22 protein-coding genes and 4 tRNA genes are annotated in these 26,656 nt (G+C 59.5%); 3 read left to right on the top strand and 23 right to left on the bottom strand.

Annotation, left to right across the window (positions count from 1 at the left end; translation table 11 throughout):
• Positions 1-91: 91 nt before the first annotated feature.
• From fusA to ACTHV6_RS01440, 14 genes are all read right to left on the bottom strand, one after another.
• Complete coding sequence (gene fusA, locus ACTHV6_RS01505) at positions 92-2,212, bottom strand: elongation factor G (protein WP_441385492.1); 2,121 nt, start codon at positions 2,210-2,212, stop codon at positions 92-94.
• A gap of 50 nt (positions 2,213-2,262) precedes the next feature.
• The gene (rpsG, locus tag ACTHV6_RS01500; RefSeq protein WP_441385491.1) at positions 2,263-2,733 is read right to left on the bottom strand and encodes a 30S ribosomal protein S7; all 471 of its coding nucleotides are present in this window, start codon (positions 2,731-2,733) and stop codon (positions 2,263-2,265) included.
• Entirely contained in the window at positions 2,733-3,107 is a 375-nt protein-coding gene (gene rpsL / locus ACTHV6_RS01495) for a 30S ribosomal protein S12 (RefSeq protein ID WP_441385490.1), read from the bottom strand. The genes rpsG and rpsL overlap by 1 nt, the downstream gene beginning before the upstream one ends.
• 267 nt (positions 3,108-3,374) lie before the next feature.
• Positions 3,375-7,259: a DNA-directed RNA polymerase subunit beta' gene (locus ACTHV6_RS01490; RefSeq protein WP_441385489.1), complete on the bottom strand. Its 3,885-nt coding sequence runs from the start codon at positions 7,257-7,259 to the stop codon at positions 3,375-3,377.
• Between the two features lie 103 nt (positions 7,260-7,362).
• Entirely contained in the window at positions 7,363-10,824 is a 3,462-nt protein-coding gene (gene rpoB / locus ACTHV6_RS01485) for a DNA-directed RNA polymerase subunit beta (RefSeq protein WP_441385488.1), read from the bottom strand.
• A 315-nt stretch (positions 10,825-11,139) separates the two neighbouring features.
• Positions 11,140-11,526, bottom strand: coding sequence for a 50S ribosomal protein L7/L12 (rplL, locus tag ACTHV6_RS01480; RefSeq protein ID WP_441385487.1), 387 nt, complete (start codon positions 11,524-11,526; stop codon positions 11,140-11,142).
• Positions 11,527-11,586: 60 nt separating this feature from the next.
• Positions 11,587-12,111 (bottom strand): 50S ribosomal protein L10, encoded by a 525-nt coding sequence (gene rplJ, locus ACTHV6_RS01475; protein WP_441385486.1) that lies wholly within the window; start codon positions 12,109-12,111, stop codon positions 11,587-11,589.
• A 216-nt stretch (positions 12,112-12,327) separates the two neighbouring features.
• Positions 12,328-12,984 carry a uridine kinase gene (gene udk, locus ACTHV6_RS01470; RefSeq protein ID WP_441385485.1) on the bottom strand — a complete coding sequence of 219 codons (657 nt, stop codon included), beginning with the start codon at positions 12,982-12,984 and terminating at the stop codon, positions 12,328-12,330.
• Between the two features lie 182 nt (positions 12,985-13,166).
• Positions 13,167-13,922, bottom strand: coding sequence for an acyltransferase (locus ACTHV6_RS01465; RefSeq protein WP_441385484.1), 756 nt, complete (start codon positions 13,920-13,922; stop codon positions 13,167-13,169).
• 191 nt (positions 13,923-14,113) lie between these two features.
• On the bottom strand, positions 14,114-14,830 hold the full coding sequence (gene rplA, locus ACTHV6_RS01460) for a 50S ribosomal protein L1 (protein ID WP_441385483.1): 717 nt from the start codon (positions 14,828-14,830) through the stop codon (positions 14,114-14,116).
• Positions 14,831-14,920: 90 nt separating this feature from the next.
• Positions 14,921-15,355 carry a 50S ribosomal protein L11 gene (gene rplK, locus ACTHV6_RS01455; RefSeq protein ID WP_441385482.1) on the bottom strand — a complete coding sequence of 145 codons (435 nt, stop codon included), beginning with the start codon at positions 15,353-15,355 and terminating at the stop codon, positions 14,921-14,923.
• 122 nt (positions 15,356-15,477) lie between these two features.
• Positions 15,478-16,194 carry a transcription termination/antitermination protein NusG gene (nusG, locus tag ACTHV6_RS01450; protein WP_441385481.1) on the bottom strand — a complete coding sequence of 239 codons (717 nt, stop codon included), beginning with the start codon at positions 16,192-16,194 and terminating at the stop codon, positions 15,478-15,480.
• Between the two features lie 40 nt (positions 16,195-16,234).
• Positions 16,235-16,465 (bottom strand): preprotein translocase subunit SecE, encoded by a 231-nt coding sequence (gene secE / locus ACTHV6_RS01445; RefSeq protein ID WP_441385480.1) that lies wholly within the window; start codon positions 16,463-16,465, stop codon positions 16,235-16,237.
• A gap of 67 nt (positions 16,466-16,532) precedes the next feature.
• Positions 16,533-16,605, bottom strand: a tRNA-Trp gene (locus tag ACTHV6_RS01440).
• A gap of 321 nt (positions 16,606-16,926) precedes the next feature.
• Here ACTHV6_RS01440 and ACTHV6_RS01435 point away from each other — a divergent pair.
• Positions 16,927-18,135, top strand: a complete 1,209-nt coding sequence (locus tag ACTHV6_RS01435; RefSeq protein WP_441385479.1) for a pyridoxal phosphate-dependent aminotransferase — start codon at positions 16,927-16,929, stop codon at positions 18,133-18,135.
• A 179-nt stretch (positions 18,136-18,314) separates the two neighbouring features.
• On the opposite strand, the gene ACTHV6_RS01430 is transcribed toward ACTHV6_RS01435, so the two are convergent.
• On the bottom strand, positions 18,315-19,571 hold the full coding sequence (locus ACTHV6_RS01430; RefSeq protein ID WP_441385478.1) for a phosphotransferase family protein: 1,257 nt from the start codon (positions 19,569-19,571) through the stop codon (positions 18,315-18,317).
• 102 nt (positions 19,572-19,673) lie between these two features.
• Between ACTHV6_RS01430 and ACTHV6_RS01425 the strand changes: the two genes are divergently transcribed.
• On the top strand, positions 19,674-20,699 hold the full coding sequence (locus tag ACTHV6_RS01425; RefSeq protein ID WP_441385477.1) for an adenosine deaminase: 1,026 nt from the start codon (positions 19,674-19,676) through the stop codon (positions 20,697-20,699).
• Positions 20,700-20,738: 39 nt separating this feature from the next.
• On the opposite strand, the gene ACTHV6_RS01420 is transcribed toward ACTHV6_RS01425, so the two are convergent.
• From ACTHV6_RS01420 to ACTHV6_RS01400, 5 genes are all read right to left on the bottom strand, one after another.
• Positions 20,739-21,908, bottom strand: coding sequence for a UDP-N-acetylmuramate dehydrogenase (locus ACTHV6_RS01420; RefSeq protein WP_441385476.1), 1,170 nt, complete (start codon positions 21,906-21,908; stop codon positions 20,739-20,741).
• Between the two features lie 117 nt (positions 21,909-22,025).
• On the bottom strand, positions 22,026-22,193 hold the full coding sequence (rpmG, locus tag ACTHV6_RS01415) for a 50S ribosomal protein L33 (RefSeq protein ID WP_441385475.1): 168 nt from the start codon (positions 22,191-22,193) through the stop codon (positions 22,026-22,028).
• Positions 22,194-22,246: 53 nt separating this feature from the next.
• Positions 22,247-22,320, bottom strand: a tRNA-Met gene (locus ACTHV6_RS01410).
• 26 nt (positions 22,321-22,346) lie between these two features.
• Positions 22,347-22,422: transfer RNA gene (locus ACTHV6_RS01405), tRNA-Thr, on the bottom strand.
• Positions 22,423-22,534: 112 nt separating this feature from the next.
• Positions 22,535-22,616: transfer RNA gene (locus tag ACTHV6_RS01400), tRNA-Tyr, on the bottom strand.
• A gap of 189 nt (positions 22,617-22,805) precedes the next feature.
• Between ACTHV6_RS01400 and ACTHV6_RS01395 the strand changes: the two genes are divergently transcribed.
• Entirely contained in the window at positions 22,806-23,300 is a 495-nt protein-coding gene (locus ACTHV6_RS01395) for a YajQ family cyclic di-GMP-binding protein (RefSeq protein WP_441385474.1), read from the top strand.
• A 92-nt stretch (positions 23,301-23,392) separates the two neighbouring features.
• Here the strand turns inward: ACTHV6_RS01395 and ACTHV6_RS01390 are convergent, their stop codons facing one another.
• From ACTHV6_RS01390 to ACTHV6_RS01380, 3 genes are all read right to left on the bottom strand, one after another.
• Positions 23,393-24,808, bottom strand: a complete 1,416-nt coding sequence (locus tag ACTHV6_RS01390) for an FAD-dependent oxidoreductase (RefSeq protein ID WP_441385473.1) — start codon at positions 24,806-24,808, stop codon at positions 23,393-23,395.
• Between the two features lie 206 nt (positions 24,809-25,014).
• Positions 25,015-25,650, bottom strand: coding sequence for a ribosome hibernation-promoting factor, HPF/YfiA family (gene hpf / locus ACTHV6_RS01385; RefSeq protein ID WP_441385472.1), 636 nt, complete (start codon positions 25,648-25,650; stop codon positions 25,015-25,017).
• Between the two features lie 179 nt (positions 25,651-25,829).
• Positions 25,830-26,567, bottom strand: coding sequence for a ComF family protein (locus ACTHV6_RS01380; RefSeq protein ID WP_441385471.1), 738 nt, complete (start codon positions 26,565-26,567; stop codon positions 25,830-25,832).
• Positions 26,568-26,656 lie beyond the last annotated feature (89 nt).

Raw genomic sequence — 26,656 nt, 5'->3', positions numbered from 1 at the left:
GCCCTCCTGGGACTCTAGATTGACTTAGGGCTGATCGAATTCAGCTCAAGTTCTTGTTTACGGTAACTGATTGTACAGGACTTGGGGGAAGTTACTCGCCCCGAGTTTTTGCGATGATTTCCTCAGCAACAGCCTTCGGAACCTCAGCGTAGGAATCGAACTGCATGGTGTACACCGCGCGGCCCTGAGTCTTGGAACGCAGATCGCCAACGTAACCGAACATCTCGCTCAGCGGGACATTCGAGCGAACGATCTTCACTCCGTGAGCATCTTCCATGGACTTGATCATGCCGCGGCGGGAATTAAGATCGCCGATAACATCGCCCATGTACTCTTCCGGAGTACGTACCTCAACATCCATCACCGGTTCCAGGAGCACAGGCTTGGCCTTCTTCGCGGCCTCCTTGAACACCATGTTTCCGGCAATCTTGAATGCCATTTCCGAAGAATCAACGTCATGGTAGGCGCCGTCTTCGAGAGTGGCCTGGATGTCTACCATCGGGTAGCCAGCCAGAATACCGTTCTGCATTGCCTCTTGGATACCGGCATCTACAGAAGGAATGTATTCGCGGGGAACGCGGCCGCCAGTCACAGCATTCACGAAGTTGTAGTTGTCAGCTTCGGAATCCTCAGGCAACGGCTCAAGGGTGACCTGAACCTTTGCGAACTGGCCGGAACCACCGGTCTGCTTCTTATGCGTGTAGTCGTACTTCTCCACGCGCTTACGGATGGTTTCGCGGTAGGCAACCATCGGGCTACCGATGTTGGCGTCCACGCGGAACTCGCGCTTCATGCGATCAACCAGAATGTCCAGATGGAGTTCGCCCATACCGCCAATAACGGTCTGGCCGGTCTCTGGATCCTGACGGACCGTGAAGGTGGGATCTTCTTCGGCGAGCTTCTGAATGGCGATGGAGAGCTTCTCCTGATCGTTCTTCGATTTCGGCTCGATGGCCACGTGAATCACGGGCTCCGGGAAGGTCATGGATTCCAGCACGACGGGGTGGCCGATCTCAGCCAGCGTATCGCCGGTGCGGGTATCCTTGAGGCCCACAAATGCGTAGATGTGACCAGCGTGTGCAATGTCCACCGGGTTCTCGGTGTTCGAGTGCATCTGGAACATCTTGCCGATGCGTTCCTTCTTGCCGGTGGTGGTGTTGAGCACCTGAGTACCCTGAGTCACCTTGCCGGAGTATACGCGCACGTAGATGAGCTTGCCGTAGAACGGGTGTACCGCAATCTTGAAGGCCAGAGCTGAGAAGGGTTCCTTCTCATCAGCCTTGCGGAAGATGGGCTCATCTTCGTGATCGGGGCGGAAGCCCTCAACCGGAGGAAGATCGTGGGGGGCCGGCAGGAAGTTAACAACGCCATCCAGCATGGGCTGGACGCCCTTGTTCTTGTATGCCGAACCCGCGTACACGGGGTAGATCTCGGAGTTGACGGTCCTAGAACGGATGCCTTCGATCATTTCCTCAGTGGTGAGTTCCCCGTCATCGAGGTACTTTTCCATGAGTTCATCGTTGGCTTCCGCAGCCTCTTCCATCGCTTCGGTACGGAGGTTCTCCGCCTTTTCGAGGAGATCGGCTGGGATTTCTTCTTCGACGACGACGGAGCCGCGTGTTTCCACACCCTCATCATCTGTCTCTGGGAAGCGGATGGCCTTCATCTTGAGGATGTCCACCACGCCAGCAAAATCGTTCTCCGCGCCGATCGGGAAGGTGATCACAACGGGCGTTGCATGGAGGCGGTCACGAATGGTCTGAACCGAGAAATCGAAATCAGCGCCGAGCTTGTCCATCTTGTTGACGAAGCAGATACGCGGGACCGCGTACTTATCAGCCTGACGCCACACGGTCTCAGACTGGGGCTCAACACCTTCCTTGCCGTCGAACACTGCCACGGCGCCGTCAAGCACGCGAAGAGCGCGCTCAACCTCGACCGTGAAGTCAACGTGTCCTGGGGTATCGATGATGTTGAACTGGGTGCCCTTCCAGAACGCTGTGACGGCAGCGGACGTGATGGTAATACCACGTTCCTTTTCCTGATCCATCCAGTCGGTGGTGGAGGCACCATCGTGGGTTTCACCGATCTTGTAGTTAATACCGGTGTAAAAGAGGATGCGCTCGGTGACGGTGGTTTTGCCAGCGTCAATGTGCGCCATAATTCCAATGTTGCGGACCTTCTTGAGGTCCGTAAGCACTTCAAGTGCCACGTTCAGGCTCTCTTCTTCGTAGGGGGCAAGCTCAAGGGCTCAACCCGGTGTTACCAACGGTAGTGAGCGAACGCCCTATTGGACTCCGCCATACGATGCGTATCCTCGCGGCGCTTGACAGCGGCACCAAGGCCGTTGGAAGCATCGAGGATTTCGTTCATGAGGCGCTCAGTCATGCTGTTCTCGCGGCGCGCACGCGCGTAATCCACGAGCCAGCGCAGTGCCAGCGTTGTTGCGCGGCCGGGCTTGACCTCAACCGGCACCTGGTAGGTGGCGCCACCGACGCGGCGGGAGCGAACCTCTAGGGACGGACGAATGTTGTCCAGCGCGCGCTTGAGGACGGTCAGGGCATCCTGATCGGACTTCTCGGCAACGCCCTTGAGTGCATCATAAACAATGCGCTCGGCTGTGGACTTCTTTCCATCGCGAAGGATGCGGTTAACCAGCTGGGTAACAACCGGGGAGCCGTAAACTGGATCATTGACCAGCGGACGCTTGCGTACAGGTCCCTTACGTGGCATTACTTCTTCTCCTTCTTCGCACCGTAGCGGCTACGAGCCTGGCCACGGGACTTCACACCCTGGGTGTCGAGTGCGCCGCGAACGATCTTGTAGCGAACGCCGGGGAGATCGCGAACGCGCCCTCCACGGACCAGAACGATGGAGTGCTCCTGAAGGTTGTGACCTTCACCGGGGATGTAGGCCGTAACCTCAACGCCGGATGAAAGGCGAACACGGGCAACCTTACGCAGAGCGGAGTTCGGCTTCTTTGGGGTTGTCGTGAATACTCGGGTGCACACGCCACGACGCTGGGGGCTCCCTTGCAGAGCACGCGTCTTGCCGGCACCGACCTTGCTGCTGCGTCCCTTACGGACCAACTGCTGAATAGTGGGCACTATTTCTCCTGAAATGTTCTAATGAAACAAAGATTGTTCGCCGGGGCCGAATGCACACCGCTGCCACACGCATTCGGGGGCAGGGACGCCATCGCATGCGTGTCGGACCCGCGAACGGGCAACCTACACAAGATTAGCCGCTTATTTGGTATAGCGTCAAAGGATGTGCCCCAGTGGTGGCAGGAAACACAAAGGCGGGCAAGGGATCACTCCCCTGCCCGCCTCATGTTGTGTGATCTACGTGACCGGTCTAGTTCGACCTATCGATCAGTATGCTCCGTATCCGGCTGTCAGATCGAAATCTGGGTAATCGCCGTAGCGGTACACATCATCGAAGGGTTCCAGATCGGCATGGTTGAAGCCGTTGTTCTTTTCGAACTCGATGCGCGCATCGGCCGTTGGTTCGATCTCCACGTGGCGTAGCTCCTCAAGCCCGGTACCGGCCGGGATGAGCTTACCGAGGATAACGTTCTCCTTGAGGCCGGAGAGCGGATCGGACTTGGCGTTGAGCGCTGCCTCTGTGAGCACCTTGGTGGTCTCCTGGAAGGACGCGGCCGATAGCCACGAATCCGTTGCCAGAGAGGCCTTCGTGATACCCATGAGCTCGGGACGGCCAGAAGCGGGCTTGCCGCCTTCAGCCATCGCGGCGCGGTTGGCATCCTCGAACACTGAAACATCCACAAGCTCGCCCGGGAGCAGCTTGGTAGTTCCGGCCTCTAGGATGGTGATGCGGCGAAGCATCTGACGCACGATAACCTCAATGTGCTTATCGTGGATCTCCACGCCCTGTGAACGGTACACGGCCTGTACTTCGTTGACGATGTGCTGCTGAGCTGCCTTGCGGCCGTTGATGCGCAGCACCTTCTTGGGATCAACCGATCCTTCAACAAGCTGTTCGCCAACGCTCACATGGCCGCCTTCTTCCACGCGCAGCTTGGCGCGCTTGGCAACTTGATAGGTGATGTCGTCGTCGCCGTCGTCCCGAACGATCGTCAGGCGGCGCAAACGCTCCCCATCCTCGATCTCAAGGCGGCCGGCCGCTTCCGCGATCGGAGCCTCGCCCTTCGGGGTACGTGCCTCGAACAACTCCTGAACTCGGGGAAGACCCTGAGTAATATCGTCTGCCGAAGCCGAACCACCGGTGTGGAACGTACGCATGGTCAGCTGGGTTCCGGGTTCGCCAATGGACTGGGCGGCCACGATACCCACGGCCTCACCGATATCCACGAGCTTGCCTGTAGCCATGGAGCGGCCGTAGCACTTCGCGCACGTACCAATCCGGGACTCACAGGTCAGGACGGAGCGCACGCTCACCTCGGTCACGCCAGCGGCGATCAGCTTCTCGATCACCACGTCACCAAGATCCGTGCCGGCTGCCGCGATGATGTTGCCATCCGCATCCGAAATGTCACGGGCCAACGTGCGGGCGTATACCGCGGTGTCCAACTGCTCATCGGCCACCAAGTTGCCTGCATCGTCCGCAACCGCGATGGTCTTGGCCAAGCCGCGGCGCGTTCCACAATCGGATTCGCGCACGATAACATCCTGGGAGACGTCCACGAGGCGGCGGGTCAGGTAGCCCGAATCCGCGGTACGCAGAGCCGTATCGGCCAGTCCCTTACGGGCGCCGTGTGTGGCGATGAAGTACTCGAGAACCGAAAGGCCCTCGCGGTAGTTGGACTGGATCGGGCGGGGAATAATGTTTCCACGCGGATCGGCCACGAGGCCACGCATACCAGCAATCTGGCGGACCTGCTCCCAGTTACCACGAGCACCGGAGGAGACCATGCGGTTCACCGTGTTGGTCTCATCGAAGTTCTCGCGCATCTGGCCGGCGATCTCATCGGTGACGGTTGACCAGAGATCAACCAGATCGCGGCGGCGATCCTCGTCCTCAATACGTCCGGTCAGGAACTGGTGCTCGATGCGGGCCGCGTCCTCTTCCGCCTTGGCCAAGATGGCTGGCTTGGATTCGGGAACCACAACATCGTTCACCGCGATGGTCACGCCGGAGCGGCCAGCCCAGTAGAAACCGGTGGACTTCAGGGCGTCCAAGGAGGCGCCAACGGCAACCTTCTCGTAACGCTCAGCGAGTTCGTTGACGATCGCGCCAAGGAGCTTCTTATCCACAACGTCATTGACGTAGGGGAAGTCCGTGGGAAGCGTGTCATTGAACAGTGCGCGTCCAAACGTGGTCTCCAGCAGCAGCGGATCGCCAACTTCGTGGTTCTCTGCCCCGTCCCAACCGCGTGGGGGCACAACATCGCCCTCGAAGCGGATGTGGCACGTGGAGTTCATGTCCAGTTCGCCAAGATCGAAGGCCATTTGGGCCTCGCTGACCGAGGAGAAGTAGCGGCCCTCCCCTGCCAGTCCCTTGCGCAGGGATGTCAGGTAGTACAGGCCGATCACCATGTCCTGAGAAGGCATCGTGACGGGGCGGCCGTCAGAAGGCTTGAGGATGTTGTTGGCCGACAGCATGAGGATACGTGCCTCAGCCTGTGCCTCCACCGAAATGGGGAGGTGCACGGCCATCTGATCACCGTCAAAGTCCGCGTTGAAGGCGCCACACACGAGCGGGTGCAAGCGGATGGCCTTGCCTTCAATCAGCTGGGGCTCGAACGCCTGAATACCCAAGCGGTGCAGGGTTGGTGCGCGGTTGAGGAGAACAGGATGCTCCTGAATAACCTCTTCTAGCACGTCCCATACCTCGGAGCGCTGACGATCAATGAGGCGCTTGGCCGCCTTGATGTTCTTGGCGATCTCCAAATCAACCAAGCGCTTCTGGACGAACGGCTTGAACAGTTCGAGCGCCATGATCTTCGGGAGGCCACACTGGTGCAGCTTCAGGGTGGGGCCAACCACGATAACCGAACGGCCCGAGTAATCCACGCGCTTGCCCAGAAGGTTCTGGCGGAAGCGTCCCTGCTTGCCCTTGAGCATGTCAGAGAGGGACTTGAGCGGACGGTTGCCGGCGCCCTGAACGGGGCGGCCACGGCGGCCGTTATCGAACAGCGCGTCCACAGCTTCCTGCAGCATGCGCTTTTCGTTGTTCACCATGATTTCCGGGGCGCCAAGATCCAGCATCCGCTTGAGGCGGTTGTTGCGGTTGATGACGCGGCGGTACAGATCGTTGAGATCGGAGGTGGCGAAACGGCCACCGTCCAACTGAACCATCGGGCGCAGATCCGGCGGGATCACGGGCAGGGCATCCAGCACCATGGCCTCGGGCTTCGTGGACGAGTGCAAGAAGGCGTTGACCACCTTGATGCGCTTGAGAGCGCGTGCCTTGCGCTGAGCTGTTCCCGTCTCGATAACCTCGAGAAGGTGCTCATGTTCGCCCTGCAGATCGAAGTTCTCTAGGCGCTTCTGGATCGCCTCCGCACCACGTGCAGCGGCGAAGTAATCCGAGTAGCGGGTCTCCATCTCACGATAAAGATCCTCATCGCCTTCCAGATCTCCAACCTTCAGCTTGGAGAAACGATCCCAGACAGTGTCTAGGCGAGCAATGTCCGCGTCCGCGCGCTTGCGGATACGGCCCAGCTCAGTTTCTGCGGCGCGCTTGAGCTTGTTCTTCACATCGGACTTCGCGCCCTCTGCTTCGGCTGCGGCCAGATCCTTCTCGAGCACCTGCTGGCGCTCTTCCAGATCAACATCGCGGGCCTTCTCCAGAGCGGCGCGCTCCAGCTCGTATTCGGACTGAAGAGTGGGCATGTCATCGCGGCGTGCCTCGGCATCAACTTCGGTCACCATGTAGGCGGCGAAGTAGATGACCTTCTCCAGATCCTTGGGAGCAATGTCCAGCAGGTAGCCCAAGCGGGACGGAACACCCTTGAAGTACCAGATGTGGGTGACGGGGGCGGCCAACTCAATGTGGCCCATGCGCTCACGGCGCACCTTGGAACGGGTGACTTCTACACCACAGCGTTCACAAACAATTCCCTTGAAGCGTGGGCGCTTGTACTTTCCACACGCACACTCCCAGTCCCTTGTGGGACCGAAGATGCGCTCGCAGAAAAGGCCGTCCTTCTCAGGCTTCAAAGTACGGTAATTGATGGTCTCGGGCTTCTTAACCTCGCCATGGGACCATTCACGGACATCGTCCGAAGTTGCCAGAGCAATATGCAGCTGGTCGAAACGATTGACGTCGAGCAAGATTCCTACTTCCTCAGGTTCTGCACCGTTACGTTCTTCATTGTGGAGCCGACTTCGGAAGGTGCCGGGTGGGCGCGGGACCCGGCATCTTCCGTCACAAGTCTTAGAATTCCGCTCCAGATGTCAGATCCTCAAGTCCAGTTGGCATAGCCACGGGCTCAGGGGTTTGGAACTGGTCTTCTTCATCGTCCTGCAGATCGATTGCTTCGCCAGCAGAATCGAGCGCCTCAACGTTCAGGCAGAGCGAGCGCATTTCCTGAATGAGCACCTTGAAGGACTCGGGAATGCCTGGTTCTGGAACGTTATCGCCCTTGACGATGGCTTCGTACACCTTGACGCGGCCAACGGTATCGTCAGACTTGATGGTCAGCATTTCCTGAAGGGTGTGCGAGGCGCCGTAAGCTTCAAGCGCCCACACCTCCATCTCACCGAAGCGCTGGCCACCGAACTGCGCCTTACCACCGAGCGGCTGCTGGGTCACCATGGAGTATGGGCCAGTCGAGCGCGCGTGGATCTTATCGTCCACAAGGTGGTGCAACTTCAGGATGTACATGTAACCAACCGAAACAGGCTCGGGGAACGGTTCGCCCGTCCGCCCGTCCAGCAGGCGTGCCTTACCGAATTGATCGATCATGACATCGCCATCGCGGTTCGGCAGCGTGGAGGTAAGCAAGCCATTGAGCTCATCGGCCATCAGACCATCGAACACTGGGGTTGCCACGCGTGAGCCCGGCTCACCAGTGACGGTGTTCTCCGGTAGGCGATTCGCCCACTCTTCGCCGGCCTCGCGAGCCTTGGTGGCGTCCCACCCTTGGCTGGCAATCCAGCCCAAGTGCAGTTCGTATACCTGACCAAGGTTCATTCGGCCTGGCACACCAAGCGGGTTCAGGATGATGTCAACCGAAGTTCCATCTTCCATGAACGGCATATCCTCCACGGGGAGGATTCGGGAAATAACACCCTTGTTGCCGTGGCGTCCCGCCATCTTGTCACCAATGGTGATCTTGCGGCGCTGAGCGATGTACACGCGAACGGTTTCGTTGACATCGGCTGCCAGTTCATCGTTGTTGTCCTTGGTGAACTGACGAACGCCAATGACGATGCCGGACTGGCCGTGAGGAACGCGCAGCGAGGTATCGCGCACTTCCTTCGCCTTTTCGCCGAAGATCGCACGAAGCAGGCGCTCTTCTGAGGTCAGCTCCGTTTCGCCCTTCGGGGTGATCTTGCCAACCAGAATGTCTCCTGCTTGGACTTCGGCACCGATGCGAATAACGCCGTGCTCATCAAGATGGGACAGCATCTCCTCGGACACGTTCGGGATGTCACGGGTGACTTCCTCGGGTCCAAGCTTGGTATCGCGGGCATCGACCTCATGCTCCTCGATGTGGATCGAGGTCAGGAGATCTTCCTTCACGCAACGCTCGGACACGATCATCGCGTCCTCGTAGTTGTAGCCGTTCCAGGACATGAAGGCCACCAGCAAGTTCTGGCCAAGCGCAAGCTCGCCGCCCTCTGTTGCCGGGCCGTCAGCCAGCAGCGTGCCGGCCTCAACGCGGTCACCCTCGGACACAACAACCTTCTGGTTGGTGCAGTTGCCCGGGTTGGAGCGATCGAACTTGATCATCTTGTACAGGGCGTGAGTGCCGTCATCCTGTTCGACGTGGATAGCATCCGCATCAACTTCGGTCACAACACCCGCAGCCGTGGCAACGGTGACATCGCCGGCGTCAACCGCGGCGCGCATCTCCATGCCCGTACCAACGTAGGGGGCAACGGGACGTAGCAGCGGCACAGCCTGACGCTGCATGTTCGCGCCCATGAGGGCTCGGTTCGCATCGTCGTGCTCAAGGAACGGAATCATGGCCGTACCAACCGAGCACATCTGGCGTGCGGACACGTCCATGAACCCGATCTCATCGGCCGGGACCAACGCAGGCTCGCCGCCAGGCATACGGCACAGAGGCTCATCCTGAAGGAAGCGCCCTGTCTCATCGAGAGGTGCCTCTGCCTGAGCGATGAACACTGTGTCTTCGTCGTCGGCCTGAAGATACTTAATCGTATCGGTGACCACACCGTCCTCAACCACACGGTACGGGGTCTCAATGAAGCCGTAGGGGTTGATTCGGGCGAAAGAAGCCAGAGAGCCGATCAGACCAATGTTCGGACCCTCTGGGGTCTCAATCGGGCACATACGCCCGTAATGGGAAGGATGGACGTCTCGAACTTCCATGCCAGCGCGATCACGCGAAAGGCCACCGGGGCCAAGCGCGGACAGGCGGCGCTTGTGCGTCAGGCCGGCCAGCGGGTTGTTCTGATCCATGAACTGCGAAAGCTGGGAGGTTCCGAAGAACTCCTTGATCGCGGCAACGATGGGGCGAATGTTGATGAGCGAGGAAGGCGTGATGGCTTCGGCTTCCTGCGTGGTCATACGCTCGCGAACCATGCGGTCCAAGCGGGCCAAGCCCGTGCGAACCTGATTCTGGATGAGCTCACCAACGGCGCGGATGCGGCGGTTACCGAAGTGATCGATATCGTCAGTTTCAGTGGAAACCGGCTTGCCATCTTCGGCACACACAACTTCGCTCTGGCCAGCGTGAAGCGCCAGCATGTAGCGAAGCGCGGCCGTGATGTCCTCAATACCCAGCTGGCGCGTTCCGGAACCCTCAGGAAGCCCAAGCTTCTTGTTGATCTTGTAGCGGCCAACGTTCGCCGTGTCATAGCGCTTGGTGTTGAAGTAGAAGTTGTTGAGCAGGGTACGCCCAGCTTCCGCCGTGGGCGGCTCGCCAGGACGGAGCTTGCGGTACAGATCCTGCAGGGCTTCTTCCTGCGTATGGACCGTGTCCTTCTCCAACGTGTCAATCAGCGCGGGGAAATCAGCGAAGTTCTCGCGGATCTCGCTCTCGGAGAGGCCAAGGGCCTTGAGGAACACCGTGACGGACTGCTTACGCTTACGATCAACGCGTACACCAACGGCGTCACGCTTATCGATCTCAAACTCCAGCCATGCGCCACGCGAGGGAATCACGCGGGTGGAGAAGATGTCCTTATCGGACGTCTTATCGGCCGTGCGCTCAAAGTACACGCCCGGAGAGCGGACCAGCTGAGACACAACAACACGCTCAGTTCCGTTGATGATGAACGTGCCACGCGCCGTCATCAGCGGGAAATCACCAATGAAGGTGGTCTGAGACTTGATCTCACCAGTCTCATAGTTTTGGAACTCGGCCGTCACATACATCGGCGCCGAGTAGGTTAAATCACGCTCACGGCACTCCAAGATCGAATACTTAGGATCTTCAAGATGCGGCGAGGAGAGCACAAGCCCCATTGTTTGGGCAGCGTTCTCAATCGGGGAAATCTCCTCAAAGATTTCCTCGAGCCCAGACTGCTCGTCTGGGTGTTCGGCCACCCACTTAGATGAGCCGGTGAGCCAGCCGAAACTTTCTGTCTGGAGGCCCAGCAGGTCAGGTACCTGCAGCGGCTCAGAAATCTTTGCAAAGGAAGCCCGGTCTACAACCGGCTTACCATGAGCAGCGGAGAGCGAATAGGTGCGCGAAGCAGCCAAAGGGGGATCCTTCCCTGACGTTGGTAAGGCGTTGGCGCCAACACCGCAGAAAGTCCATCATCAGGCGGATGGCTTGTGGCCGTCCACTCGGTAATTGGGCACAACTTTGGGTACGCTGGCGCAAGTATCTAATGTACACCCGGGGCATTCCGCAATCCACCCTTCGGGACTGTGGAAGCCGTCACTAGCTCTCCATTAAGCCTCCGCACACTGTTCCACATGCGCCTAGAAGATGCAAGCAAAAACGCAGGACCCCCGAAGAGGTCCTGCGTTTTGAGCTATACAGCTGTGAGAAGCGGCACTAGGCCGCTCGCATCACTTCAGGGTGACGGAAGCGCCGGCGCCCTCGAGCTGCTCCTTGGCCTTCTCGGCTGCGTCCTTAGCAACGCCCTCGAGCACTGCCTTGGGAGCGGAGTCAACCAGATCCTTGGCTTCCTTCAGGCCGAGTGAGGTCAGTGCACGCACTTCCTTAATCACTGCAACCTTCTTATCGCCAACGGCGTCGAGGACAACATCGAAGGAGTCCTTCTCTTCCTCAACGGCTTCAGCAGCGCCGCCAGCGGCGGGGCCTGCAGCAGCGGCAACGGGAGCAGCGGCGGTAACGTCGAACTCCTCTTCGAATGCCTTGACGAACTCGGAAACCTCAACGAGGGTGAGCTCCTTGAACGCTGCGATGAGCTCTTCAACAGTGAGCTTAGCCATGATGGCCTACCTTTCTAATCCTGCTACGCGAGCAGTTGTTTATGTTGATTTGGGGCCGCGCTATGCGGCCGCTTCTTCCTGCTTCGCGCGCAGGGCCTCGACGGTACGGACCGCCTTGGTTGCTGGCGCGTTGATGACGTATGCCGCCTGATACATGACAGCCTTGAGCACACCTGCGGCCTTGCCAAACAGAACCTCGCGGGATTCCAGATCGGCCAGCTTGAGAACGCCTTCGGTGGCGAGCACTTCGCCCTCCATGAAGCCGCCCTTGATTTCAAGCGCAGGGTTGTCCTTGGCGAAATCGCGAAGTGCCTTCGCCGCTTCCGAAACCTCACCGGTCACGAATGCGATGGCCGTGGGGCCGGTGAGAAGATCTTCGAGACCTTCGATACCGGCTTCCTTGGCCGCGATGCGAGCCATTGTGTTCTTGGCGACCTTGTATTCCACAGCGGCACCCATTGAGCGGCGCAGTGTTTGCAGCTGCGCAACGGTGAGCCCGCGGTATTCAGTGAGCAGCACGGCATCTGCCTTCTCAAAGGATGCTTTGAGTTCGGCAATCGCTGCAGACTTATCGGTCCGTGCCATAGGGCCTCCTTCCGGTCGTTGTGCCGCAGGAAAACAAAAAGCCCTGTGCAGGTGGCACAGGGCTTGGCTAGGATCAGCAAAACTCAGTTCTCACCTGCGCTGGCACTCTAAGGTTTATCCCCCAAGGGGAGACCTGCGGTCTTCGGCAAGCAAAAGACTACGTTTACCCCGCCCGGTGGTCAACTTGTGCGGCTCCTTCGTGAGGCATCTCTCCGCTCACGCACCGCGGGCGGGAACTCGCTCCTTGATCGGAGCGGGAGCCACCCCAATCTGGCCGGCAATCCTGTGAATGAGCATGTCAAGCGCCACGAGGTTGCGCCCGCCCTCGGGCACGATGATGTCCGCGTTGTGCTTGGAGGGCTCAACATAGAGCTCATGCATGGGCTTGACGGTCTCCAGATACTGTTTCTCCACCGATTCGAGGGTGCGGCCGCGATCAATCACGTCCCGTTTGATGCGCCGCAGGATACGCACATCCGCGTCCGTATCCACGAACAGCTTGATATCCAGCAGCGAGCAGATAGCCGGATCCGCGAAGATGAGGATGCCCTCCACGATGATCACATCAGCCGGCTCGATCCTGCGGGTCTGATCGGAGGGGTTGTAGATCGAATAGTCGTACACCGGCGAATCGATCGCCTGGCCCGCAATGAGCTGCTTCAGTTGGGCAACCATCAGGCCTGAATCGAAGGCATCCGGAGAATCCCAGTTCAGGCGCTTGCGCTGTTCGTAGGTCAGATCAGGGTAGGCCCGGTAATAGTTGTCATGAAACACCACGCTGGTTTTGCCCGGAAACGCATCGATGAGAGCGTGCGTGAGAGTGGTTTTGCCGCTTCCCGTACCCCCAGCTATTCCGATAACCAACGTCTGCATAGCGTTCCCTTCTTTTTGACGACGACGACGGCCCCTCCCACACTCCCCCACGCGGCATCTGCGGTGCGGGTAGGCTGCGGCTACCGGCGTTCACGATGCGTCTATCATACCGGCGCGGCGGTGGAGGGATTGCGCCGGCTCCGGAGCACGTGCCCAACCGCTCCTACCCTGTCCAGCCACCGCTAGGGCGCGCGCCGTGGATCGTTCGATTCTGTGCCACTCGTGAGGATCGGGGCACCGTCCTCTTCTGAGGTGACGTTCCAGTAGGGCTTGGCGCGCTTCTTGGGAGCGGTAGCGAGTTCGCCGGGCCTGCGATCTGCGATTCGTGGGCGCTCCCACGCCACGTCGCGGCGGATGACCTTTGCGGGAGCTCCTGCAACAACACAGTTGTTCGGGACGTCGTGGGTAACAATGCTTCGGAAGCCAACCACCGATCCAGAACCGATCGTCACGCCTCCCATCACGGCGGCGTACTTTGCCAACCACACATGATCGCCAATGGTGATGGAGTGAGAGGGGTTGGTCCGCTCACCGGTGCGCACGTCATACATCGCGTGAGCATCATCGGTGCGGATCTCAACCTCCGAGGCAATCATGCAATCTTCGCCAATCATCACGCTGGACCCCTCTCCCGTGGAGACGAAGGCGCGCGCCGTACAGCTCGTATCTTGACCAACCGTCACCGTGGATTCATGCCCCATGCGTAGGGTGAAGCGCAAGCCTCCGCGCTTCTTCACCGTTGGCCCGATGTATACCCGCGCGTTGTTCCCCCAGAATTCCACTGATAGGTACTCGATCTTGGCATCTTTGGCAATTTCGAGCCGATTGTTCTTCCCGTGGAACTTGACGCCCACCTTTGTTGTGACAGGCTGCCCGTTGTAGATGATCGAGTTGCCTAGCATGTCGTGATACGGCTCGAGGACTTTCACATGTTTCACGAACAAGCCCCTGTTCGCTAGATATCTCTTGACGTCATATCGCAATGTTCGATCTCCCTGTGTCTTGATCGCTTCTTCGGGGCATGACTCGCCCGATTCTCCTATGGGAGGTGACGGGCTGGCAAGCGCTGGCACAGAAAAACCGCCCGGAGCTAAGTCCGGGCGGTTTTCGCTGTCAATCAGAATAACGCTTAGGAAGCATCCTGACTGGTTAGGTTACGGGTCTTCGTGGTATCCAGCGGGATACCGGGGCCCATCGTGGTGGAAACTGTGCCCTTCATGATGTAGCGGCCCTTTGATGTGGAGGGCTTCAGGCGCAGAATCTCTTCCTGAGCTGCAGCGTAGTTCTCCACGAGCTTCTGGGCATCGAAGGACGTCTTACCAACGATGAAACCGAGGTTGCCGTTCTTGTCCACTCGGAACTCAACACGGCCGCCCTTGATATCCGTCACAGCCTTGGTGACGTCCATGGTCACGGTGCCGGTCTTGGGGTTCGGCATGAGGCCACGGGGGCCGAGCACGCGGCCCAGACGGCCAACCTTGCCCATGAGATCCGGTGTTGCAACAGCTGCATCGAAATCAACGTAGCCGTCGGCTACCTTGGCGATCAGTTCGTCGCCGCCAACTTCGTCAGCTCCGGCATCAATTGCTTCCTGTGCACGCGCGCCAACGGCGAAGACGATGACCCTAGCGGTCTTGCCGGTGCCGTGCGGTAGGTTAACGGTGCCACGGACCATCTGGTCCGCCTTGCGGGGATCCACACCAAGGCGGAACATGACCTCAACGGTCGAATCAAACTTCGTGACCGAGGTGTCCTTTGCGAGGCGCATGGCCTCGAGTGGGCTGTACTGCACACCTTCGGCGATCTTCGCCGCGGCGTTGCGATAGCTCTTTGAGCGCTTTGCCATTCTGCTTTCTCCTTCTTGAGCAGTTGTGGTTGACGGGCCCGCGCAGGCCCTTCCACTGGATGCACCTCATCGGTGCGGTGTTACGTAGCTTTAGATGGCGTCCGTTGTCAGGCCCATCGAACGCGCGGTGCCAGCAATGATGCGGGCAGCGTTATCGATATCGTTGGCGTTGAGGTCCGGCTGCTTGGTCTTGGCGATCTCGCGGAGCTGATCGGCGCTCACGTGGCCAACCTTGTCCGTGTGAGGAGTGCCAGAACCCTTGGCAACGCCGGCAGCCTTCTTGAGCAGCTCGGCGGCGGGAGGGGTCTTGAGTTCAAAGGTGAACGAGCGATCCTCGTACACGGTGATCTCAACAGGCACAACGTTTCCACGCTGGGCTTCTGTTGCGGCGTTGTAGGCCTTGCAGAACTCCATGATGTTGACGCCGTGCTGGCCCAAAGCGGGGCCAATCGGCGGAGCAGGGGTTGCTGCACCAGCTGGAATCTGGAGCTTAATGTAGCCCGAAACCTTCTTCTTCGGTGGCATGTAGGGTCCTTTTCTTCATTCTTCGCTGCCGCAATGGCATAAGCGGCAGGTGCTGGCACGCCGAATTGGCGGGTCAGACAGCCTTCGAGCATACGCGCTTTGTCAGGAAAAGCCGAGTTCGGCTAATCCTCCTTGCGCACCTGACTGAAGGCGAGTTCTACCGGGGTTTCCTGACCGACGAGGGTCATAAGCACGGTAAGCCGCTGATTGGCGGGATCCACGCTGGAAACTGTGGCGGGCATTCCGGCCCATGGTTCGGACGTAAGTGTGACGGATTCGCCAACCTCGTAGGGAGAAACCGTTGCCGGTTCTGCACCGGTTGGAACTCCGGCGGCCTTGGCTTCGGCAGCTGCTTCTGCTTCCACAACTGGCGTGAGCATCGTGACAACTTCATTCTCACTGAGAGCCACGGGTGTGCGGCCATTACCAACGAAACCGGTGACGCCGTTGGTGGACTGAACAACACGCCACGCATCGTCCGTCATATCCAGACGGATGATGACGTAACCAGGCATGCGCACACGTGAAACCAGCTTGCGCTGGCCACGGCGGATCTCGAATACCTCTTCCATCGGAACTTCGATCTGGAAGATGTAATCCTCCATGTTCATCGAATGGATGCGGACTTCAAGGTCCTGCTTGACCCGCTTTTCGTAGCCGGAGTAGGTATGGAGCACGTACCAGCGGCCGTCTAGGCCCTTGAGCTTGGCACGCACGTCCGCTTCGGAGATAACGCCAGGCTGTTGATCGTCACCGGCCGGAGCTTCCGCTTCGGGTTCAGGTTCGGTGGCCTCGAACGTCTCCTCTTGGGCCTCGGGCTCGAGGAATTCTTCAGGCACTCTATTCCTACTTTCCTTCATTGATCGGAGAGGCGGGTACCTATCCGAAGATCCACAGTGTTAGCCGGCCAAATCCCGCATCTAGCAGACCGACGAAGATCATGACGACAGTCACAAACAGGATGACCGTGAGGAACATCTGCCAGAGCTCGCTACGGGACGGGCGCTGGACTTTCTTCAACTCGCCGAAAATCTGGCGGATGTAAAGCGCGATTCGGCCGAAGAAGCCCAGCTTTTTCTCCGCCGGCTTCTTCTTACTAGCAGCGTTCACATCGTTCCTTAGTCCAGGAGTTACATGGTTAAACAAAGGCGGCTCATGCAAACATGAGCCGCCTTAGCAGGGTAGGAGGGACTCGAACCCCCAACCGTCGGTTTTGGAGACCGATGCGCTACCAATTGCGCCACTACCCTTCGGCCATTGAGCACTTGAACATTATGCCCCATGGTGAGGGGTATATGCCAATGTGCCCGGCACAACGCAAGCGAGACTACCTGTTTGGATTGGCTAGAGCGAGCTGGATGCTCCATCTGTCATATTCAACACACAAATTGGTTGACCAATCAGTCAAGGCGCGAGAAAGCCTGACGATGTTCCATCGACTCTGCGCCTTGGATACGGGACTTTGGGCTTGGTCTGGCCTGGTATGGCCAAGGAATGCTCCGCTGTTCGCGTGTTGTCCATTTTTGCTCACATAACGGAATTCCCCCGATTTCGCATGTGAAAATGGGGCCGTGACTACATCTACCGAACCAGCTCGCCGCGTATCATCCCGGCTCGCAGCTATCGCAGAATCAGCAACCCTCGCAGTAGATGCCAAGGCAAAAGCTCTCAAGGCCGCGGGGCGCCCGGTTGTGGGCTTCGGTGCGGGTGAACCAGATTTCCCCACGCCACCCCATATTGTTGAGGCAGCCATTGAGGCAGCCCGTGATCCCAAGAATCACAAGTACTCGCCTGCCTCCGGCCTCCCGGAGCTGCGCAAGGCGATTGCTGACAAGACGCTGGCCGATTCCGGTATTCATGTAGACCCGGCGAACATTCTCGTAACGAATGGTGGCAAGCAGGCCGTCTACCAGGCTTTCGCAGCCATCACTGACCCTGGCGACGAGATCATCCTTCCCGCCCCATACTGGACCACCTACCCTGAAGCAATCCGCCTGTGTGACGGTGTACCCACCAAGGTGTTCACCAATGCCGAATCCGGCTACAAGGTCACGCTTGAGCAACTCGAAGCAGCTCGCAACCGCCGTACCAAGGCCATTCTGATCTGTTCCCCGTCCAACCCCACGGGTGCCATGTATTCGGCAGAAGAGCTCACCGCCATTGGCGAGTGGGCGCTCGAACACGGCCTCTGGGTTGTGACCGATGAGATCTACGAACACCTGACCTACGGCAAGAAGATGAACTACCTGCTCGATCTGGTGCCAGATCTGGCAAATCAGACCATCGTTTTGAACGGAGTGGCGAAAACCTACTCCATGACTGGGTGGCGCGTTGGCTGGATGTACGGCCCGAAGGACATCATCAAGGCTGCCACCAACATGCAGTCTCACACCACCTCCAACGTGTCCAACGTGTCCCAGCGCGCAGCAATCGCCGCCTTGACCGGCCCGCAGGACATTGTGGAAGATATGCGGAAGGCCTTCGAGGGCCGCCGTAACCTCCTGCTGGGAATGCTCCGTGACATCGATGGCGTGATCGTACCCAAGGCCGAGGGAGCCTTCTACCTTTACCCGGATGTCACCTCGCTTCTGGGCCGTGAGATTAATGGGCGTACCGCTGAGAACACAACGGAACTCGCTGCCATCATCTTGGAGGATGCAGAAGTAGCCGTTGTTCCTGGCGAGGCGTTCGGCGCCTCTGGTTGCCTTCGCTTCTCCTACGCTCTCAACGAGGCAGACCTCGTAGAAGGCATCACGCGTATTCAGAACTTGTTGGCCTAGCGTCCACTGTGCCCGACCGCGTGAGTTGCGATCCACTCACGCACGAGCTGAAGCTCTGGGGAGTAGTTCACACAGCTGTGTGGACTACTCCCTTCTTCTTTCCTTCCCGTCTCGCAGGCTTTCCCTCTCGCTGATCTAAGCCACACAATCTTGCAGTGGGTTAGCGGACCAGCCAGTTGTCAGTAGATGACTCCGCGGCTCACTGCCCATGATTCGGCGCGGTTCAGCCACCATTCTGCCGTGGCAACGCGCCCGAGCGCATCGGACCTCCACTCGCGCCCGTCAACGCGCTTGGCACCCGCCACGAGCGAGAGGACAACGCCTCCGGCCCGCGCGTTGAGAGCAATGGGATCCACCATCTGTTCACAGATCGCGGCCCAGCGGGACAGATCATCGCTCACATAGGGATAAGAACGCGGGGCCAGATGCGGCAGCACGCTGACGTGCCCTAGCAGGCATGCCAGATCATCCACACGGTGGCCCGGACCTACAGAATCCACATCGATGATGCCGGCAACGTCCACGCTTCCCTGAACCATGAACACGTTGGCCTCGTAGAAATCACCGTGTACCGGCACGATCGGCCCCGAATCACAGACGTGCAACAAGGCATTGACCCGCCGAGCAATGGCGTAACACCTCTCGGCAACCTCCGGCACCGCCGTTGCCCCGGCATGCCCATAGTGTTCGGCGCGGTCCGCCCAAGCTGGTCTCTCGGGAAAGTTCAGCGCAGCCGCAGGCAAGGCGTCCAGCACCTTGATGAGCTCTCCCAACACCAATGGCGCGCGTGCTCCCATGCCGCGTGAGAGCAGGTTCGCCAACGGTTCCCCGGACACGTTGGAGGCGAGGACTAACCCGTCGTCGTTCGAAAAAACAACTCGTGGTGCCGGTACGTGCGCTTGCTCAAGAACGCGGTGACGCTCAACCAACTCGCGGGCGGGGCCCGGGCGCAGAACCTTGCCGAAACTCGGCGTGCCGTCGGGGCCAGATACTTTCACAACAGCGCGGCGCGTGGGACGGTAGCTCTTGAGCTCAATCGCCACGGGTTCGCCCAGCAACTCGCTCATGAGCACCGGCGAACAAGCCACCGGAAGCGCTGGCAACTCCGGATCATTCGGGTAACGCCACACGCGCACCTTCGTGCCGTCAGCCTGAAGATGCGCGAGCGCGGGATGCTCCGGATTGGACAGCCGCGCTGTTGAGGCGCACACGTATTCTTGGCCCCGCTCCGCGCTGCCATCGGAACTGAAGGTGTCCGTCACCACGTCATAACACACGGTCACACCAGCGCCCGGGCGGTGATGAACCGAGTGAACACTCCACGAGCGCACAACGGTGTGTTCCCCCAAGGCAATGCGCAGCATCTCCGCCGCGCCATTACCTGTCAGGAGAGCGAGGTCATGACTCTCGTTTTCGGACCGGGTTGGCAACGTCATGAGTCTTTTCTACAACATATGGCGCCCCGATGCGCCACGTATCACGCACCGTGGCTTCTTCCGGAGCCCGCAATGGCCCGCGATCTGTGCAAAAATGGCCACGTGCGTGACCTCAACAAACTTCCCAAGGCTCACTTGCACCTGCATTTCACAGGTTCCCTCAGCGTGTCTAGCCTGATCTCCATGGCGCGCGAGCAAAACCTCCGCCTGCCAGACACTCTGACGGACAACGTGGCACTTCAGGTGCCCGCTGACCAGCGCGGCTGGTTCCGCTTCCAGCGCGCCTACGATGCCGCCCGCGCGGTGGTGCGCAGCGAGGACTCGATGCGGCGGATCATTCGTGAGGCCGTGCTTGCTGACAAAGCCGAGGGATCGCGGCGCCTCGAGATCCAAATCGATCCCACCTCCTACGCGCCGTTCGTTGGCGGGATTACGCCCGCACTTGAGATCGTGTTGGATGAGGCGAGGAACGCATGGCGTACCACCAGCGTTGAAGTGGGCGTGATCGTGGCCGCCTCTCGGATTCGCCACCCCTTGGAAGCACGCACACTCGCCCGCCTCGCAGCTCAGTACGCCGGGGACGGCCCGGGCAGCGTGGTTGGCTTCGGGCTGTCTAACGATGAGCGGCGCGGCACCACGTCCGAATGGAGTGCCGCCTTCAATATTGCGCGGCGCGCCGGCATCCCCGCGGTTCCTCACGGTGGGGAGCTTTTGGGACCCGAGCATATTCGCGACGTCATGGCCCATCTCAAACCGGCCCGGCTAGGCCACGGCGTACGCGCCAGCGAAGATATGGATCTGGCCCGCCGCATCATTGACGCCGGTGTGGCCTTCGAAATCTGCCCAGAATCCAACGTGTCGCTCGGCGTCTACAGGGAAGAAGATCAGGTGCCAGTCCGCCAGCTGATGGAAGCCGGCGCATCCATCGCCCTTGGCGCGGATGATCCCCTACTCTTCCTATCCCGGCTCACCGATCAATACGAGATCCTGCGGGCATGCGGCTTCTCCGATGCCGAGCTTGCCCACCTCGCCCGCACTTCCGTGAACGCCTCCTTCGCCTCACACGAATCCAAGGCGCGCTGGGAGGCGGAGATCGATTCGTGGCTGGCCGAGGAAGAGGAAGCTTAGGCGCCGGCCAAAGGCGCCCTAAGACCCCCTGAAGACGCCCTAAAGGCCCCCGATAACGGTTGGCTCCGCGTGGAGCTCAACGCCAAAGCGCTCGGACACCCCGCGCTGGATGGCCGAGGCGAGAGCACGAAGGTCGCGGCCTGTGGCTCCCCCGCGGTTGGTCAGGGCGAGGCAGTGCTTGCTGGAAAGAGCGGCTGGCCCGGGCATTGCGTATCCGGCCGGGAAGCCCGCATGGTCGATCAGCCACGCTGCGGAGGTCTTCACTTGCCCCGGGACCGTTGGCGCGGCGGCGCCCAGAACGGCACGGCTCTCATCGGTCACTGCGAAGCGTGGAGCATCCTGTGGCAACTGGCCCGCCTGCTCCTCCGTCATGACAGGGTTGGTAAAGAAGGACCCGCAGGAATAGGTGTCGCGGTCCGTATCGTCTAACACCATCCCCTTAGAGCGCCGCAATTCCAGCACGGCGGCGCGCACATCACTGGCTGGCACGCGGGTGCCAGCATCCACGCCCAGCATCTTGGCAAGCTGGCCGTACCTGATAGGAGCGGACAGGGAGGCGATTCTCAGCTGCAGGTCTACGGACAGAACGATGTAGCGCGGGCTTGGCCCCCATCCCTCGGCGAAGGTCTGCTTGAGGAGGCTGGTGCGGTATCCGAACCCGAGCTCGCTCATGGAGAACTCGTGGCGGCTAGACGTCTTGCGGTCCCAGGTCTGGACACGTGCAACGGAGGAGGCGATCTCTTGTCCGTACGCTCCGATGTTTTGCACGGGTGCGGCGCCCACAGTTCCGGGGATGCCGGACAGAGCCTCCAGCCCCATCCATTCGTTCTGGATGGTGTGAACCACCAGTTCATCCCACCCGGTTCCACCCAATACGCGGAGGTTCGCTCCCTCGCATCCGCCTTCTTGCACAAGCGTGATATTGGAGCGGGTATCACGCACCACAACGCCGTCAAACTGTTCATCGCGGGCCAGCACATTCGAGCCACCACCGATCACCAACAGCTCTTTGCCCTCTGCGTCCGCCGTGCGGATAGCGTCAATGAAATCGGCCTCCGTGGCCGCCTCAACGTAGTTCGCCATCGGGCCGCCAACACCCACCGTGGTGAGGTCCGCTAGTGTCTTGGCACCCGGCACCGTCCTGCCTGCTGGCAACGGTGGCACAGTGTTGATGGGTTCATCTGAATGTTCTGGAACAAAGCACGTCACGCGCAAAGCCTAGCAGCGCGCGGGAGCAATCGCCGTTGCCCCGGGCACAGAAACGGGCAAAGAAAAAGGACCCACAGCTCGAAAGCTGCAGGCCCTCTTCATCAAGCGATTAGCTGATCAGCGAGTCTCGCGATGCACCGTAGATGCGTTGCACCTTGAGCAGTACTTCTTGATGTTTAGCCGATCAGGCGTGTTACGGCGGTTCTTCTTGGTGATGTAGTTGCGCTCCTTGCACACCTCGCAGGCGAGGGTGATCTTGGGGCGAACATCCGACTTGCTAGCCAACGCTCTATCTCCTCACGGTCCGGCGATGAAGCGAGGATTCGCTTCTTCATATGTAGCGGGGGCGGGGTTTGAACCCGCGACCTCACGATTATGAGTCGTGCGCTCTGACCAACTGAGCTACCCCGCCTCATCTCGCATCCATTGTGGAAGCGATGGAGCCCCGAAAGGGAATCGAACCCTTGACCTTCTCCTTACCATGGAGACGCTCTGCCGACTGAGCTATCGGGGCAACGCGGACCAGCGTACCGTTTCGCACATACCTTTACCAATAAAAGGCGGTGAGAACTCAGTTACACCAGTCACAGCTGCCGCTAGGCGAAGCACGGCTGCACCGTGCTTTGTGGCGGGTGCAGGATTCGAACCTGCGAAGCTTACAGCGACTGATTTACAGTCAGTTCCCTTTGGCCGCTCGGGAAACCCGCCTTGCGCAATCCGAGCGTGCCCGAACCGTGCCAGATGAGATTAGCAGCTTTCACCCGTAGACTGTCAAACTGATAGTAGCGCTTGTGACATAGGTACCATTCGCCGAGCTTGCGGGCCTTGTGGCCGGTACCGACGCCGCACGCGCGCCCCGTCTCACCTCGAGATTCCAACGTGAACGTCAGGAGAAACATGGCCGATTCATCATTCGATGTGGTGTCCGAATACGACAGTCAGGAAGTGGACAACGCCGTCAACCAGACAGCCAAGGAAATCAACCAGCGTTACGATTTCAAGGGGGTGGGAGCATCGGTCACCCTTTCTGGAGAGACCATCACGATGGTGGCCAACTCCCCCGAGCGCGTCCTAGCAATCTACGATGTCCTCCAGTCCAAGATGTTCCGCCGCGGCGTTCCGCTGAAATCGCTGGATGTGGGCGATGGCGAACCCAAACCTTCCGGCAAGGAGTTCCAGCTAGCTGGCGCCCTGAAGAAGGGGCTGAGTCAGGACAATGCGAAGAAGCTCGCAAAGATCGTGCGCGATGATGGCCCCAAGGGCGTCAAGGTGCAGATCCAAGGTGATGAACTTCGCGTCAGCTCCAAGAAGCGCGACTCCCTACAAGAGGTAATCGCGCTTCTCAAAGATGCGGATGTGGACTGCGCGCTGCAGTTCACAAACTACCGTTAGGTTTGTTGGCCCGGTTGCCGGGAAGGCTCCGGGGCGAGGAGTTTTTGACGACGACGACAACCTCGCGGCACTAGCTCACTCTCCCTGAATTGTCAGTAGAGCTTGCCGTTGTGCGGCTCGCCCCGGGAGATGGCCGTCATGGTCTCGCGCTCCACAACCTTGACGCGCTCGCGGCCTTCGGCCTCACCGAGCTGCTTCTCGTAGGCCTCAAGCAACTCCCATCCGTGCCAGGAGGTGTAGCGCACGCCGCGCTTGTCGAGGAAGGGCAGGAGCCCGTCAGCACCCGTTCCGGGACCGGTGGCCTCCAGAATGCCCGCGTCTGCGTCCTCCACGAGATTGGCGATGGTTTCCTGAGCATCAGACTTCGTGGAGCCGATCAGCCCGATCGGGCCTCGCTTAATCCACCCGGTCGCATACAGGCCGTCCACTACCCCGCCGTCACGTGAAACACGTCCGGCTTCATTGGGGATGATGTGGCGGCGATCGTCAAACGGTGCGCCATCGATGGGCTGGGAGGCATAGCCAACTGCGCGATAGACGGCCTGAACCGGGTAATCGATGAACTCGCCGGTGCCCTTGACCGATCCGTCACCCTGAAGTTCGGTCCGCTCCATGCGGATGCCTTCAACGTGTTCGCTGCCCAGAATGGCTACAGGCTGCTGCAGCATATGGATGTGGATGCGGCGCGATGCTGTCAGATCTTCGGGTTCTTGGAACACCCAGTTCGTGAGCTGTTCGGTCACTTGCTTGGTCATCTTGGACGAGGAGATGGCCTGTTCGGATCCGTCGTCGTAATCAAAATCTTCCGGGTATACGATCACGTCCACGTCCGGAACGTGCCCAAGCTCTCGGAGCTCCATCGGGGTGAACTTCACTTGCGCTGGCCCACGGCGTCCAAAGATGTGAACGTCCGTGACCGGGGATTCGCGCAACCCAGCCTCAACGTTGGCGGGGATCTCGGTGGGATGGAGGTCCTCCGGATGCTTGGCCAGCACACGCGCCACGTCAAGGGCCACGTTGCCAACACCCACAACGGCAACCTCGCGTGCCTGTAGCGGCCACGTCCGCGGGTAATCGGGATGCCCGTCATACCACGAGACGAAATCTGCGGCGCCGTAGGACTCGGGCAGGTCCGTGCCTGGGATGTCCAGCGGGGCGTCGCGATCCGCGCCCGTCGCGATAATCACCGCATCGTAGTACTGGTGTAGCTCCGAAAGCGTCACATCTGTGCCAATGTTGACGTTACCGTGCAGCCGGATATCCCCGCGCTTGAGAATGTTGTACAGGGCGTTGATGATCGCCTTGATGCGGGGGTGATCGGGGGCCACGCCATAACGCACCAACCCGTAGGGAGCTGGTAATCGTTCAAACAAATCGATCGCTACATCAAGCTTCGATTTGGAGAGGATATCCGAGGCATAAATGCCAGCGGGGCCCGCACCGATTACTGCCACATTGAGTTGACGTTCCGTCACTGCATTCCCTTCTTCGCACACAATCTCACCCATGGTATATGGCTTTACCAATTGCCGCTATTGGGCGCTTCACGCGGCCCCCACCACAACCAGCGAGGGTTCGAACATCCTACGAGAGTTCGGACAGCGAGCTAACTCTCGCGGCACAAGCTAACCCTCGCCCTACACACGACATAACCACGAGGACATGCGTGAGGGGCAGTAGTGATCACTCACGACTGCCCCTCAACCTCGATCGATTACTCGCCTACTGTGGCATCCAAACGGATCACGCCATACGTCCACCCGTGACGGTGATATACGGCGCAGGGTTGCTTGGTTTCATCATCAATAAACAGGTAGAACGGGTGGCCTACCAGTTCCATTTCGTAGAGAGCCTGATCCACGGACATTGGCGCAGCCTCGTAAAGCTTCTGGCGCACAACCACTGGCGAGTCACCCAACTGGGTTTCCACGGCTTCACCTGGAGTGGTAGGGATGCGTGGCTCGTCTTCATCTTTGGGAGCTTCTGTAGGCACGTTCACATCCTCCGGGGTTAGCGTGAGTGGCGTTGCAACACGGGACTTCACGGGATGCTCCTTCTTCCGGTCACGCGCACGGCGCAACCGCTCAATGAGCTTCCCCATAGCAAGATCTAGCGCCCCATAAGAATCGGAAGCAGAGGCCTCCGCGCGGATCACTGGTCCTTTGTCTCGGATCGTGATCTCTATTCGCTTGGCAGTTTCGGCTTGGGCGGGATTTGGCTCATGTGTGAGCTCAACATCCACACGCTGTGCACGTGGCGCAAACTGCTCGATCTTTTGGAGCTTGTCTTCAACGTGGCCGCGGAACCGGTCAGACACTTCAGCGTTCCGACCCTTAACAATGATCTCCACGATGCCCTCCTCAGGCGTAGGTTAAATCTAGCTTGCATTGCTTCTCACGCATGCTTGAGACGATCACCCCCTATAGGAGAGGAACAAGCACCTAGGCTTGCTGCCTTGAATCTTTCTCTAATGTTAGTGCACTCACACTGAAACTTCCGAATCTTCAGCCATAAGCGCTCAGGCAGTTTTCAGGGCTCGGCAATGTGGTACGAAGCACGCTCGTGTGGTAATGAATGGCGCGGATCAGGTGCCGCTGCCAGCACAATCGCGGCAACAACATGACGGCCGCATTCCTCCACGGCGCGAGCGCACCCCGCGAGCGTTGCTCCGCTGGTGAGCACATCGTCCACCAGGATCACGTGCTCTGCGTGCGGGCGTCTCACCGCATAGATGCCCCGCGATTTAGCTCCCCTGCCCTGCAACCTGCCAGTAGCCTTCGACCGTCTCACCCGCAGCACATCATCTACACGTGCGCCGATTCCCTCGGCCACGCCGGCGGCAATGTGTCCCGCCACGAACAAGCCTTTGTGCTTGCGCCCGCGAGAGGGGGCCGGCACCACGGAGGTGGATGTCAGCTCCGGCATCGATCCGGCGATCCCTTCCTCACCTAGGAACACCAGCCCGCACTGCTCACGGACAATGCGCTGGAGTTCGCCCGTGAGACCACCGTTGACTGTGTGCTTCCACGAGACGATGACGTTGCGCGCGGCACCGGAATATTCGGCTAGTGCATATATCGGAAACCAACTCAGAGCATCACCGGGCCGCACGAGCCCCGCGAGCTTCCGCCCTGTTGGAACAACCAGCTGCACGTACGGTGCTCGCTCATCAACACGTTCCGTCCCATATTCGAACGCCGCTGCACACTTCTCGCACAGGAAACAGTCCCATTGCCCGCATCCCGGGCACCATCGTGGGAAAGCCACATCCGCCAGTGCCTCCCACACGCTCGGCCTTGCGGCGCTCGCGGCGGAAGAGCCCTCCTCGTCGGCACGCGAATGACTGATTGGCTGTC

The sequence above is a fragment of the Ancrocorticia sp. genome (assembly GCF_052089425.1).
Lineage (GTDB): Bacteria > Actinomycetota > Actinomycetes > Actinomycetales > Actinomycetaceae > Ancrocorticia.
This window is presented reverse-complemented; position numbering and strand designations above follow the sequence as displayed.

Excerpts from the sequence above, each read along its gene's own strand:
- rpsG (WP_441385491.1), bottom strand. The coding sequence starts at position 2,733 with ATGCCACGTAAGGGACCTGTACGCAAGCGTCCGCTGGTCAATGATCCA.
- rplL (WP_441385487.1), bottom strand. The coding sequence starts at position 11,526 with ATGGCTAAGCTCACTGTTGAAGAGCTCATCGCAGCGTTCAAGGAGCTC.
- rplJ (WP_441385486.1), bottom strand. The coding sequence starts at position 12,111 with ATGGCACGGACCGATAAGTCTGCAGCGATTGCCGAACTCAAAGCATCC.
- udk (WP_441385485.1), bottom strand. The coding sequence starts at position 12,984 with ATGCAGACGTTGGTTATCGGAATAGCTGGGGGTACGGGAAGCGGCAAA.
- rplA (WP_441385483.1), bottom strand. The coding sequence starts at position 14,830 with ATGGCAAAGCGCTCAAAGAGCTATCGCAACGCCGCGGCGAAGATCGCC.
- rplK (WP_441385482.1), bottom strand. The coding sequence starts at position 15,355 with ATGCCACCGAAGAAGAAGGTTTCGGGCTACATTAAGCTCCAGATTCCA.
- ACTHV6_RS01430 (WP_441385478.1), bottom strand. The coding sequence starts at position 19,571 with ATGACGTTGCCAACCCGGTCCGAAAACGAGAGTCATGACCTCGCTCTC.
- ACTHV6_RS01395 (WP_441385474.1), top strand. The coding sequence starts at position 22,806 with ATGGCCGATTCATCATTCGATGTGGTGTCCGAATACGACAGTCAGGAA.
- ACTHV6_RS01390 (WP_441385473.1), bottom strand. The coding sequence starts at position 24,808 with ATGGGTGAGATTGTGTGCGAAGAAGGGAATGCAGTGACGGAACGTCAA.